The 12,470-nt window shown below is 60.1% G+C and carries 15 protein-coding genes; 8 read left to right on the top strand and 7 right to left on the bottom strand.

Translation table 11 applies throughout. The features are described 5' to 3' along the window. The first annotated feature begins 8 nt into the window (after positions 1-8). The 8 genes from ccoO to ABIE32_RS01360 all read left to right on the top strand — a co-directional run bounded on the left by ccoO (position 9) and on the right by ABIE32_RS01360 (position 5,359). Complete coding sequence (ccoO, locus tag ABIE32_RS01395; RefSeq protein WP_429013131.1) at positions 9-638, top strand: cytochrome-c oxidase, cbb3-type subunit II; 630 nt, start codon at positions 9-11, stop codon at positions 636-638. Between the two features lie 11 nt (positions 639-649). Next, positions 650-820 carry a cbb3-type cytochrome oxidase subunit 3 gene (locus ABIE32_RS01390; protein WP_429013128.1) on the top strand — a complete coding sequence of 57 codons (171 nt, stop codon included), beginning with the start codon at positions 650-652 and terminating at the stop codon, positions 818-820. After that, positions 817-1,734 (top strand): cytochrome-c oxidase, cbb3-type subunit III, encoded by a 918-nt coding sequence (ccoP, locus tag ABIE32_RS01385; RefSeq protein ID WP_429013125.1) that lies wholly within the window; start codon positions 817-819, stop codon positions 1,732-1,734. The genes ABIE32_RS01390 and ccoP overlap by 4 nt, the downstream gene beginning before the upstream one ends. 133 nt (positions 1,735-1,867) lie before the next feature. Further along, positions 1,868-3,322 (top strand): cytochrome c oxidase accessory protein CcoG, encoded by a 1,455-nt coding sequence (gene ccoG, locus ABIE32_RS01380; RefSeq protein WP_429013122.1) that lies wholly within the window; start codon positions 1,868-1,870, stop codon positions 3,320-3,322. A gap of 43 nt (positions 3,323-3,365) precedes the next feature. Then, a complete protein-coding gene (locus tag ABIE32_RS01375; RefSeq protein ID WP_429013119.1) occupies positions 3,366-3,680 on the top strand; it encodes a FixH family protein in 315 nt (104 codons plus the stop codon). Continuing rightward, on the top strand, positions 3,673-3,990 hold the full coding sequence (locus ABIE32_RS01370) for a hypothetical protein (protein ID WP_429013116.1): 318 nt from the start codon (positions 3,673-3,675) through the stop codon (positions 3,988-3,990). Before ABIE32_RS01375 ends, ABIE32_RS01370 begins: the two co-directional genes overlap by 8 nt. Then, complete coding sequence (locus ABIE32_RS01365; RefSeq protein ID WP_429013113.1) at positions 3,984-4,730, top strand: sulfite exporter TauE/SafE family protein; 747 nt, start codon at positions 3,984-3,986, stop codon at positions 4,728-4,730. The genes ABIE32_RS01370 and ABIE32_RS01365 overlap by 7 nt, the downstream gene beginning before the upstream one ends. 230 nt (positions 4,731-4,960) lie before the next feature. Next, positions 4,961-5,359, top strand: coding sequence for an OsmC family protein (locus tag ABIE32_RS01360; RefSeq protein ID WP_429013110.1), 399 nt, complete (start codon positions 4,961-4,963; stop codon positions 5,357-5,359). 96 nt (positions 5,360-5,455) lie between these two features. Here the strand turns inward: ABIE32_RS01360 and ABIE32_RS01355 are convergent, their stop codons facing one another. From ABIE32_RS01355 to ABIE32_RS01325, 7 genes are all read right to left on the bottom strand, one after another. Continuing rightward, complete coding sequence (locus ABIE32_RS01355; RefSeq protein WP_184710161.1) at positions 5,456-5,698, bottom strand: hypothetical protein; 243 nt, start codon at positions 5,696-5,698, stop codon at positions 5,456-5,458. A gap of 189 nt (positions 5,699-5,887) precedes the next feature. Then, entirely contained in the window at positions 5,888-7,135 is a 1,248-nt protein-coding gene (locus ABIE32_RS01350) for a phenylacetate--CoA ligase family protein (protein WP_429013107.1), read from the bottom strand. Positions 7,136-7,300: 165 nt separating this feature from the next. Beyond that, positions 7,301-8,128 carry an ABC transporter ATP-binding protein gene (locus tag ABIE32_RS01345; protein ID WP_224150754.1) on the bottom strand — a complete coding sequence of 276 codons (828 nt, stop codon included), beginning with the start codon at positions 8,126-8,128 and terminating at the stop codon, positions 7,301-7,303. A 116-nt stretch (positions 8,129-8,244) separates the two neighbouring features. Beyond that, positions 8,245-9,555: an ABC transporter substrate-binding protein gene (locus tag ABIE32_RS01340; RefSeq protein ID WP_224150753.1), complete on the bottom strand. Its 1,311-nt coding sequence runs from the start codon at positions 9,553-9,555 to the stop codon at positions 8,245-8,247. A 76-nt stretch (positions 9,556-9,631) separates the two neighbouring features. Then, positions 9,632-10,696, bottom strand: a complete 1,065-nt coding sequence (locus tag ABIE32_RS01335; protein ID WP_224150751.1) for a branched-chain amino acid ABC transporter permease — start codon at positions 10,694-10,696, stop codon at positions 9,632-9,634. A 15-nt stretch (positions 10,697-10,711) separates the two neighbouring features. After that, entirely contained in the window at positions 10,712-11,641 is a 930-nt protein-coding gene (locus tag ABIE32_RS01330) for a branched-chain amino acid ABC transporter permease (protein ID WP_224150750.1), read from the bottom strand. 22 nt (positions 11,642-11,663) lie between these two features. Continuing rightward, entirely contained in the window at positions 11,664-12,446 is a 783-nt protein-coding gene (locus ABIE32_RS01325) for an ABC transporter ATP-binding protein (RefSeq protein WP_429013103.1), read from the bottom strand. Positions 12,447-12,470: the final 24 nt, after the last annotated feature.

The following is a 12,470-nucleotide window of genomic DNA, read 5'->3' as shown; positions in this document are numbered from 1 at the left end:
ACGACACCATGAGCAATGAGCAAACCACAAGCAAGAGCTTCAGCCACGAGCGTATCGAAACCAACAACTTCCTGATGATCGTCTTGATCGTCTTGGTCGTTGCCGTTGGAGGCCTGGTCGAGATCGTTCCGCTGTTCTTCCAGAAGTCCACGACCGAGCCGATCGCCGGTCTCAAGCCCTATACCGCCACCCAATTGATCGGCCGCGATATCTATCTGCGCGAGGGTTGCTACAACTGCCACTCGCAGATGATTCGTCCGTTCCGGGCTGAAACGCTGCGCTACGGCCACTACTCGGTGGCGGGGGAGTTCGTCTACGACCATCCGTTCCAGTGGGGCTCCAAGCGTACGGGTCCCGATCTGCACCGTGTGGGTGGCAAATACAGCGACGAATGGCATCGCGTGCATCTGAACAATCCGCGCGATGTGGTGCCTGAATCCAATATGCCGGCATATCCCTGGTTGCAAACAACAGCCGTTGATCCATCCGATGCAGCGCCTCGCATGCGCGCATTACGCAAGGTCGGAGTTCCTTACACCGACGACGAGATCACTGTGGCTTCCAATGAGCTCAAAGGCAAGACCGAGATGGACGCGCTGGTGGCCTATCTGCAGGTGATGGGCCGAGCACTGAAGTAATGGAGCTTCCAATGGACATCAACGACTTACGAATCTTCTTTACCCTGGCCTCGTTTGCCTGCTTTGTCGGCATTGCACGCTGGGCATACAGCAGAAGCAACCGCCTCCGCTTCGACGAAGACGCCATGCTGCCTTTCGATGATGAGGCCCTGCCATCACAAGTTGAGCGGGGACAAAAATGAGCGATTTCACGAGCAATTTCTGGTCAGGGTATGTAGCGGCCATCACGCTACTCAGTATTTTTGCGTGCCTGCTTCTGCTTTTTCTGACAGCCCGAAAGAAGGTGGTGTCCAAAGGCGAGGACAGCACAACCGGGCATGTGTGGGATGAAGATTTGACTGAAGCCAACAATCCCATGCCGCTGTGGTGGATGGGGCTGTTCGTCATCACTATTGTGTTCGCACTTGCATATTTGGTGCTCTATCCGGGCCTGGGCAGCTACGCCGGAGAAAAGAAATGGAGTTCGGCCCAGAGTTACCAGAATGAGGTGCGGCAGGCGAGCAAGGAACTGGCGCCGGTTTATGCGCGGTTTGACGGCATGAGTACGCAGGCACTGGCCCAGGACGGGGCGGCCCTGGGTATTGGTGAGCGCCTGTTCATGAACAACTGTGCCCAATGCCATGGCTCGGATGCGCGCGGCAGCAAAGGCTTCCCCAACCTGGCGGACAGCGACTGGCTCTATGGCGGCGCACCGGAGCAGATTTCGGAGACCATCCACAAAGGCCGCAATGGCAGCATGCCTCCGATGGCGGCTGCCGTGGGATCGGCCGACGATGTGCGCAATCTGGCGCACTATGTGATGAGCTTGTCCAACAGCCCGCACGATTCCTTGCGGGCCAGCCTTGGCAAGTCCAAGTTCACAGCCTGTGCTGCTTGCCATGGTGTGGATGGAAAAGGCAACCAGGCTGTCGGCGCCCCCAACCTGACGGATCAGATATGGTTGCATGGCTGGGGAGAGCAGGCCATCGTATCCATCGTCAACAACGGACGTACCAACCAGATGCCTGCACAAGAAGGCAAGTTGACCGAGCAGCAGATCAAGGTGCTGACGGCTTATGTATGGAGCTTGTCGAACCAGGGAGTCGCCACCAAGTAAAGCACCCACTCGTTTCCGTAATGTTCAACGCCATCTCGCGGTTGTGCCGATGGTGGCCTGGGCCAAGCCATCTGCGGCCCTTCTCTCGTCAGAGGGCTCTGGTGGTGATACCGCCACTGAGCCTGCAGTTTGTATGAATTCGCCGCCGCCTTCTCCTAAAACGCGCACGGATGCATACGGCGCCATTCCTATCGTTCCTGCACCCGCAGAAACAGTGGACGCACTGTATGCCGCGCAGCAGAAAATATACCCACGCTCTATCACTGGCGCGCTCTCACGCTGGCGCTGGGCCATGGTGTGGCTCACGCAACTGGTGTTCTACGGCTTGCCCTGGCTGGCCTGGGGTGACCGGCCCATGGTGCTGTTTGATCTGGGGGCGCGGCGTTTCTATCTGTTTGGCCTGGTCCTGTACCCACAGGATTTCATCTACCTGACGGCATTGCTGGTCATCAGCGCACTATCGCTTTTCCTGTTTACGGCAGTAGCAGGGCGCATGTGGTGTGGATTTACCTGCCCGCAGACCGTCTACACCGAGCTGTTCCTCTGGATCGAGAAGAAGGTTGAGGGCGACCGCAGTGCGCGCCTGCGCTTGGACCAGGGCCGCTGGACTTTCGAGAAGCTGGGCAAGAAAACACTCAAGCAGCTGTTGTGGCTTGCCGTTGCAGCGTGGACCGGCTTTACTTTTGTCGGGTACTTCGTGCCCATCCGGGCATTGGCGGTTGAACTGGCAGCACTGCAGGGCTCCTGGCAGATTTTCTGGGTATTGTTCTATGGCTTTGCCACCTACGGCAATGCTGGCTATATGCGAGAACAGGTCTGCAAGTACATGTGTCCCTATGCCCGTTTTCAGAGCGCCATGTTCGACAAGGACACACTCATCGTCAGCTATGACGGCATGCGCGGCGAGCCGCGCGGCCCGCGTTCGAAGAAAGTGGACCACCGTGGCCAGGGCCTGGGAGACTGTATCGATTGCAAGCTGTGCGTGCAGGTGTGTCCCACAGGCATCGACATCCGAAATGGCCTGCAGTACGAGTGCATTGGATGCGGCCTGTGCGTGGACGCCTGCAATAACGTCATGGACAAGGTGGGCTATTCGCGTGGACTGATCCGCTTTGCCACCCAGAATGCCATGGCCGGTGGCTGGAGCAAAGCGCAGATGCTGCGCCGCGTACTGCGTCCGCGCGTTCTGATTTATGCGGGCATTCTGGCCGCATTGACGGTAGCCATGGTGTCCAGCCTGTACCTGCGCACCCCGCTCAAGGTGGACGTGGTGCGTGACCGTGCTGCGCTGGCGCGTCTGGCCCCGGGCGGCAAGCTGGAAAACGTTTACCGCTTGCAGATCATGAATGCTACCGAGGCAACCCGTACCTACCGTATCAGCGCCAGTGGATTGACAGGGCTGGAGGTGGTTTCTGAATCCACCACGCAAGTGGCACCGGCACAGGCGCGCTGGGTTGCGGTGCGATTGCAAATTCCTTATGACAGCTTGCCTGCGGGATCACATGCTTTTCAATTCGAGGTGCGGGCCGAGGACGGCGCTGCATCTGAGTCCGTGAGCGAAAAGTCGGTGTTTCTGGTGCCGCGATGAGTGCCGTTTTCTTCACTTCTAGACCACACACAGGAGCCTTGCCATGACTGCCAAATCCACGCTGCACCCGTCCGAGCAGGTACCCTGCGCCCCCTGGTGGCGGTTCGGGCACGTCTGGCTGCTCATTGCCGGTCCGGCCAGCGTGGTGGCTGCGGGCGTGGTTACCGGCTGGATTGCAGTGCACGGGCAGGATCCTGTCATCGACTCCAACTATTACCAAAATGGCCTGCGCATCAACCAGCAACTGATGCAGCATTCTGAAAAATCGCTGGCGCCTGCAATACAAGGCCGCAATCATGCGGTGAGCCCTGCACCACCTACAAACGCCGCTCCAACCAGCGAAAAGCGCCATGACTGAAGGCAAATCGGCCAGAAGCTGGCCTCTGCGCTGGATGTGGATCGCATGGCCGGCGTTTCTGCTGGCTGGCATACAGGAAATGCTGGTGTTTGCCTTGGTCGATCCGGAAGACCTGAAATGGGCTGGAGCGCCGCTTCCGCTCTCCCGCATGGGCATCTATAGCATTGCCTTTCTGGTGTTCTGGGGGCTGATGGGGGTGGCTACCGCACTCACCATGCTGCTATCGCTGTCGTCCTCCGAGGTGAACCAACATGGCACGGTTGACCCCGGCGCAGGCCAGCCAGATGCCAATGCAGACGATCGATGCTGATTGGCGTAATGACAACCTGCCTAGCGTTGGGGCTGACCGGTGGCTTCCACTGCGTTGCCATGTGCGGCGCGCCATGTGCGCGACTGGCGTGTGCGAACACATTGCCCAGGCAGGACGCAGACTCAGTGACCTCCAGACTTCTGGTGCATGAGGGGGCTGCACAGCTTGCCGGGCCATCCCTTCCACGGCTTCTGGTCCTGCACGGAGGTCGCCTGATGAGCTACGCTGCCCTGGGCGCGCTGGCTGGAGGCGCGGTTGGCGGGCTCGCGCAGTTCGTGGCGTGGTCACAGGCATTGCGCCCGCTGTGGGCGCTGTTTCAGCTCGTTGTGCTTTTTGCAGGGTTTGGCCTGCTATTGTGGGGCGCCCGCCCGCCGGACTGGGTAGTACGCAGGCTCCATCCGCTCGGCGCACGCATACAGCGGTGGTTGCAATCACCGAGCCGCTTGGGTTTGGCGGGCCTGGCATGGGCAGGCCTGCCCTGTGGATTACTTTATTCAGCTGCTGCCATTGCAGCACTCACGGGCCGCGTGCTCGACGGTGCTTTGGCGATGGTGCTGTTTGGCCTGGGCAGCACCCTGTGGCTGCTGGCCGCTCCCTGGCTGTTGCGCCGCATGCAGGGCGGCTTGAACGCCTGGCGACAGGAGCTTGGCGCCCGCCTGGCCGGTATTGCCTTGGTGGGCATGAGCGGCTGGGCGTTGTGGAACCATGCAATGCATGGCGCTCCGCGCCTCTGGTGCTGATCGCGGCGTGAATCTTCGAAGTAGTGTAGGGTGCAGCGCTGCCTGTGCCGTGTGGCTTGGCCTTTCTGCGGATCTGATGGGGCGGACCGCTGCGCTGCAAAGGCCAAAGGTTGCAGAGCACCGGCGTGTTTTTCTGGTATCTCCCTGAGGTCTTCGTTTTCGGCTACAAATGGTTTGCCGTGCATGAGCGGCCATTCATTGCAAACGGATTCACCTGGAAGACCTTTCCCATGACCCATAGTGCACAAGCCCATAGCACCGATACACCGTACCGCGTCACACTCGGCAACCCCCAGGGCCATCTCTGGTATGCAGATGAGCCTGCAAGCCTTGGAGGCGGGGAGACAGCGCCTACCCCGTCTCAACTCCTGCTGTCCGCGCTGGGGGCCTGCACGACCATCACCTTGCAGATGTATGCGCAGCGCAAGCAGTGGCCCTTGCAGCACGTTGAAGTGGATCTGCAACTCAGCCCTGCAGGGGCCGGAGCGGGCAATGCCATCGAGCGCACGATCCGGGTTGCTGGCGAGTTGGATGACGAGCAACGCAAGCGGCTGCTGCAAATCGCCAATGCCTGCCCGGTGCACAAGCTGTTGGAAGGCGGTGTGCAGATCACGACATCGTTGGTGTAGTGCCTGCGTCTTGGCCGGAGGCATGAAAAAGGCGTCCCGCTCACTGTGATGAACGGGACGCCTTCCACGGGATTTTTACGTCCTCTGCGGTGCTTTCTACTTCACCAGAATATTGCCATTGTCGACGTGATATTCGAACTCGGGCTTGGACAGGGAAACGATCACCGGCTGGCCCTCGGATTCCCAGGACAGGACAAAGCTGGCAATGGCCGTGGCCACGTCGACATCGAGGTTTTCAGGGATCGTTTCCAGTTGACCATCGCCAATGCGATGCTCGACCTTGCCCACCACGCGGGCCTTGAAATTTTCCGGATAGTTGTGGGAGTGTTCAGTCGTCATAGGTTGTCTCTCCTTTGCTATGAGGGGCACCGCACCGGCGGCCAACACATAAAAATGCGGCTTGCGCCTCCCATAGGGAGGCCACAGCCGCATACATGGTTTTTACCACAGCGCCAAGGCTGCAATATGTAAGAGCGCGTCGACGATTGCGGTGTGCAAAATGCGATGGCATTTGCACCATGCGCCCGATCAGTCGTAGCTGCGTGCGTCCTCGATCACCTTGCCGTCATTGGGCAATTCACCCGGGCGCAACAGTGCGACTTCGGCGCGCAGTTTGGTGACTTCGCGTACGGCATCTGCAATCTGCTCGGCCAGGCCAACGCCCAATTCGCGTGTTTCCACCTGCAGGCTCATCTGGTCGCTTGCCATGGCACCGGTCACTACAAGGCGGGCTTTTTCCACCTGGGGAAAGCGTTTCACGATCTCCGCCACCTGGCCGGGATGCACAAACATGCCCCGCACCTTGGTCGTCTGGTCGGCGCGGCCCATCCAGCCCTTGATGCGGGTATTGGTGCGTCCCGTAGGGCAGTTGCCGGGCAGCACCGCCGACAGGTCGCCTGTGCCAAAGCGGATCAGTGGATAGTCGGGATTCAAGGTGGTGACCACCAGCTCTCCCACTTCGCCTTCGGGCACCGGGTCACCAGTGCCGGGGCGCACGATTTCGACAATCACGCCTTCGTCCAGCACCAGTCCTTCGCGGGCACTGGTTTCATAGGCAATCAGCCCCAGGTCGGCCGTGGCATAGCACTGGTACGCAGCCACGCCCTGGCTGGCAAACCAGTCGCGCAGCGATGGAGGGCACGCTTCACCGGAGACGAGAGCCTTGGTCAGCGATGCAATCTTCTGGTCCTGGGATTGCGCCTTTTCCAGGATGATCTTGAGGAAGCTGGGCGTACCGATGTAGCCATGGGGCTGGAGGTCCAGCATGGCTTGCACCTGCTGCTCGGTCTGGCCTGTACCTGCCGGGAACACCGTGGCGCCCAGCGCCTGCGCACCCGACTCCATCATGGAGCCCGCAGGTACGAAGTGATAGCTGAAGCTGTTGTGCGCCAACTCGCCCGCGCGAAAGCCGGCAGCGTAGATGGCGCGCGCCATGCGCCAATAGTCAGGGCGATTGCCTTCGGGCTCGTAAATCGGGCCGGGGCTGGCAAACATGCGCGGCATGGCCTTGCCAAAGCCGATGGCGTTGAAGCCCCCAAACGCATGGCGGGAGCGCTCGGCCTTCTGGCGCTCCAGCAGCTCGTGCTTGCGTGTGACAGGCAGGCGTGCCAGTGCCGCACGGCTGGTGATGCTCGCTGCATCCACACCTTGCAAGATAGTGGCAAACGCACTGGAATGCTGCTGTGCATGTGCGATCTGGCGCGGCAGCGCGGCAAGCAGTGCAGCTTCGCGTTCATGGGGTGTGCGCGTCTCCAGCGCGTCGTAGAAGGCACTCATGGCTAATCCTGTGAATGAAGGTGGAGGGCGTGGCCTATAAAACTGGCGCATCCCGATATGCGAGACACCGAGGAAGGGCCGCCCCGCTCCGAGGGTGTCGTCCCCCTCCCATAGCGCGAAGCGCGTAGAGAGAGGGGGAAGGCGCGTAGCGACTCAGGGAGTGCTTCATGCCAACCACCGCTTGCGGCGCTTGTAGCTTTTGACGTCCTTGAAGCTCTTGCGTTCTCCGCCACCCATGCCCAGGTAGAACTCCTTCACGTCTTCGTTATTGGCCAGGTCGTTTGCTGCGCCGTCCATCATGATGCGGCCGCTTTCCATGATGTAGCCGTAGTCTGCGTACTTCAGCGCCATGTTGGTGTTCTGCTCGGCAAGGACGAAGGTGACTTTTTCCTTCTGGTTCAGGTCCTGCACGATGTTGAAGACTTCTTCGACGATCTGCGGCGCCAGGCCCATCGATGGCTCATCGAGCAGCACCATGCGCGGATTGCTCATGATGGCGCGGCCAATGGCGCACATCTGCTGCTCGCCCCCAGATGTATAGGCCGCCTGGCTGGTGCGCCGGGTCTTGAGGCGCGGAAAATAGTTGTAGACCTTGTCCAGATTGGCGGCGACTTCGCCCTTGCTGGTGCGTGTGTAGGCGCCGGTCAGCAGGTTTTCTTCAATGGTCAGATGCGCAAAACAGTGACGGCCCTCCATCACCTGCACCACACCGCGTTTGACGAGGTCGGACGGCGAGAGGTTTTCGATGCGTTCGCCTTCCAGCTCGATGCTGCCTTTGGTGACTTCGCCACGCTCGCCCTTGAGCAGGTTGGAGATGGCGCGCAGCGTCGTGGTCTTGCCCGCGCCGTTGCCGCCCAGAATGGCAACGATACCGCCTTGCGGTACGGAAAGCGACACGCCCTTGAGCACCAGGATCACATGGTTGTAGATGACCTCGATGCCGTTGACCACGAGCAGCGGCGCTGCGGTAGATGCGGGATTGGATGTGCTCATGGCCTCACCGTATGCTATTGAAAGTGAAGCTGTCTGCGCTTACCAGACAATAATTTCAATATGAAATCCATTTGAAGATATTGCCAGGCAAGCGCGAACAGCTATGGTTCTGCGGATTAGTTGCAGCTGCGAATCGGCAGGTTCTTTTCCTTGGCGTACTTCTCGCCATACTCCTTGACCAGCGGGTCAATCAGGCTCTTGTCAGCCTGGTACCAGTCGGAGACTGCGGTGAACTTGGCTCCGTCCCACTGTGCAATGCGCGACCAGTCGGCGCCCAGGTGGTTTTCGCAGCTGGTCTTGAACGGACGCAGGATCTTGCCGAAGCCCAGTTCATTGAGGCGTTCCTGCGTGAGGTTCAGGTTTTCCAGCCCCCAACGCACCTGCTCGCTGGTCATCACCTTGCCCTTGCCGAATTTCTCTTGCGCAGCGCGGATGGCTTCCACCTGCAGCATGGCAATCATCATGCCGCGGGTGTGCGCCAACTGGCCCAGCTCCTTGGCGTCCGATGCGGTGCCCTGGCCCTTGTCATACAGCATGGCCTTGACCTCGTCGTGCACCTTGTCGCGCTCGGCAGTGTTGTGGATGGTGACGGTGTTGTAGCCCTTGGCGCCAGCGCCGATGTCCTTCACGTCATGGTCGGAGCCTGCCCACCAGATGGCGTACATCTTCTCGCGGGGGTAGCCGGTGGCCTGGGCTTCACGCACGGCCGTAGGCGTCATTACGCCTGCAGACCACAGCAGCACGTAGTCGGGGCGATTCTGACGGATCTGCAGCCAGGTCGATTTCTGCTCCACGCCCGGGGCGGTCACCGGCAGCAGCATCAGCTCGAAGCCGTCTTTGGCTGCGCGCTTCTGCAGCAGGGGGATGGGCTCCTTGCCGTAAGGCGAATCGTGGTAGACCAGTGCGATCTTCTTGCCCTTGAGATTGCCTTTTTCCTTCTTCAGGATGTCCTGAATCATCGAGTCGGCAGCAGTCCAGTAGTTGCCCAGCAGCGGGAAGTTCCATTCAAAGGCGCGGCCATCGGCAGACTGCGACAGGCCGTAGCCTGGGGTGACGACGGGCATCTTGTCACCAGGGGCCTTGGCGCTCACGGCGAAGGTGATGCCGGTCGATTGCGTGTCGAAGCTGGAGACACCTGCCTTGGTCTTGAAGCGCTCATAGCACTCCACGCCCTTGGCCGTGTCGTAGGCGGTCTCGCATTCCTCAAAGGCAATCTTCACGCCGTTGATGCCGCCCTTGGCATTGACGAGCTTGAGGTAATCCTGCTTGCCGTCGCCCCATGGAATGCCCAGAGGCGCAAACTGACCGGTGCGGTACACCAGAAGCGGCACAAACTGCTCCTGGGCCTGTGCGGCAGGGGCTGCAATCAGTGCGCCCATACCCAGCGCTGCGGTGGCAGCGGCGATAACAGCTTTCTTGAAAGACATGGTTCTATCTCCTTTGGGTTGTTGGGGACTGATTACCCCTCTCACGAACACTCTGCGTTGCTCTGCTGAAAACGGATCAATGGGGGAAAGGCCACAGACGCAGCTTCTGGCGGGCCGTGGCCCATAGCTTGGCCAATCCGTGCGGCTCGACAATCAGGAAAAACACGATCAGCGCGCCAAACACCATGTGCTCCAGATAGGTGGCGGTGGCGGTGGAAATCGGCAGACCGAGCCAGTGCGGCGCCTGGGTGAGGAAGATAGGCAGCAGCACAAAGAAAGCCGCGCCGAAGATGCTGCCCACGATGGAGCCCAGGCCGCCGATGATGATCATGAACAGCAACTGGAACGAGCGATCCAGGCTGAACGCCGCAGGCTCCCATGCACCCAGATGCACAAAGCCCCACAGCGCGCCCGCCACGCCCACGATGAAAGAGCTGACGGCAAAGGCCGAGAGCTTGGCGTACATGGGGCGAATGCCGATCACACTGGCGGCCACGTCCATATCGCGCATGGCCATCCACTCGCGGCCTACGGCACTGCGCACCAGGTTCTTGGCCAGCAGGCCCAGCACGCACAGGATGGCGAGGCAGAACAGGTATTTCTGCACCGGCGTCTCGATGGCCATGCCAAACACCGACAGCTTGCCGGCGCTCACCGAGCCTGAAGAAGAGTTGTTGGTGACCCAGGCTGCACGGCTGGTGAGCCAATCGACAAAGAACTGCGCTGCCAGCGTGGCCACCGCCAGATAGAGGCCACGGATGCGCAGGCTGGGCAGGCCGAACAACACGCCGATCAACATGGCGACAAGGCCTCCGCCGATCAGCGACAGAATGAGCGGCATGCCTTCGAAGCGCACATGGAAGTTGTAGGCAGCATAGGCTCCGGCGGCCATGAAGGCGCCCGTTCCCAGCGAGATCTGGCCGCAGTAGCCCACCAGGATGTTGAGGCCGATGGCGCCCAGCGACATGATCAGGAAGGGAATCAGCACCGCCTGGAAGGTGTAGTTGCTGAAGGTGAAAGGAACCACCAGAAAGGCCACCAGCAGGATGGCAATGATGGCCCACTTGTCCTGAAGAACAGGGAAGATCTGCTGATCGGCCGCGTAGCTGGTCTTGAACTGGCCATTTTCACGATAAAACATAGGTCAGGTCTCCAGTTACACGCGGTCGATGATTTTGTCCCCGAAGAGACCTTGAGGACGGAACAGCAGGAAACACAGCGCCAGGCCATAGGCAAACCAGGTTTCGATGCCGCCGCCCACCATGGGGCCCAGATAGACCTCGGAGAGCTTTTCGCCAATGCCGATGATCAGGCCGCCGACAATCGCGCCCGGCACTGATGTGAGGCCGCCCAGAATCACCACCGGCAGGGCCTTGAGTGCCACCAGCGACAGCGAGTACTGCACACCCAGCTTGCTGCCCCAGATGATGCCCACCACCAGAGCCACACAGCCTGCGACCGACCAGACGATCACCCAGATGCGCGAGAGCGGAATGCCGATGGATTGCGCGGCCTGGTGGTCGTCAGCCACGGCGCGCAGTGCGCGCCCAGTCTTGGTTTTCTGGAAAAAGATGCTCAAGGCAACCACCAGCACGGCGGCAATGGCTGCGGCATACAGGTCTTCCTGGCTGATGAGCACGCCGCCCTGGAAGATGTTCTCCAGCACGAACATCGGATCCTTGGGCATGCCCACGTTGATGCTGTACACGGCCGAACCGAAAATCAGCGGCCCCAGACCGTCCAGGAAGTAGGCGATGCCCAGGGTTGCCATCAGCAGGGCAATGGGCTCCTGGTTGACGAGGTAGCGCAGCGCAAAGCGCTCGATCAGCCAGGCCACGCCCACCATGATGGCCATGGCGACTGCCAGCGCCAGGGTGATGCTGATGACGCCCGGCTCCATGCCCAGCCATTTGGGAATCCATTCGGAAAAACGTGCCATGGCCAGGGCTGCAAACAGCACCATGGCTCCCATGGCGAAATTGAAGACGCCCGATGCCTTGAAGATCAGCACAAAGCCCAGCGCAATCAGCGCATAGAGCATGCCCACCATCAGGCCGCCAAACAGAGTTTCGAGAAAAAATGCCATGCTTCGCTCCTGGAACCTGTGCTTAGTGGCCAGCGCCGAGGTAGGCGCGAATCACGTCTTCATTGGCGCGCACTTCATCGGGTACGCCGTCGCCGATCTTCTTGCCGTAGTCCAGCACCACCACGCGGTCCGAGATGTCCATCACCACGCCCATGTCGTGCTCGATCAGCACGATGGTGGTGCCGAACTCGTCGTTCACATCCAGGATGAAGCGGCACATGTCCTGCTTTTCTTCAACGTTCATGCCTGCCATCGGCTCGTCCAGCAGCAGCACCTGTGGTTCCATGGCCAGTGCGCGGCCCAGGTCCACACGCTTTTGCAGTCCATAAGGCAGTTGGCCCACGGGTGTCTTGCGGTACGCCTGAATCTCCAGGAAATCGATGATGTGCTCGACAAACTCGCGCTGCTGCATTTCCTCGCGCTGCGCAGGGCCGATGCGCAAGGCCTGCATCAGGATGTTGCTTTTGACCTTGAGGTTGCGGCCGGTCATGATGTTGTCGATCACGCTCATGCCCTTGAACAGCGCCAGATTCTGGAAGGTACGGGCCACGCCCATCTCTGCCACCTGGCGGCTGTTCATGTGCGCAAAGGTCTGGCCACGGAAGGTGATCGAACCTTCCGATGGCGTGTAGACGCCGTTGATGCAATTGAGCATGGAGCTCTTGCCGGCACCGTTGGGGCCGATGATCGAGCGGATTTCATGCTCTTTGACGTTGAAGGAGATGTCCGTCAGCGCCTTCACACCGCCAAATCGCAGGCTGATGTTCTGGATGTCCAAAATGACGTCACCGATTTTTTTGCTCATGGGTGGCTTTCTCTCGGCAAGGGC

Source organism: Comamonas sp. 4034, from assembly GCF_050434545.1.
GTDB classification, from domain to species: Bacteria; Pseudomonadota; Gammaproteobacteria; order Burkholderiales; family Burkholderiaceae_C; genus Comamonas; species Comamonas odontotermitis.
This window is presented reverse-complemented; position numbering and strand designations above follow the sequence as displayed.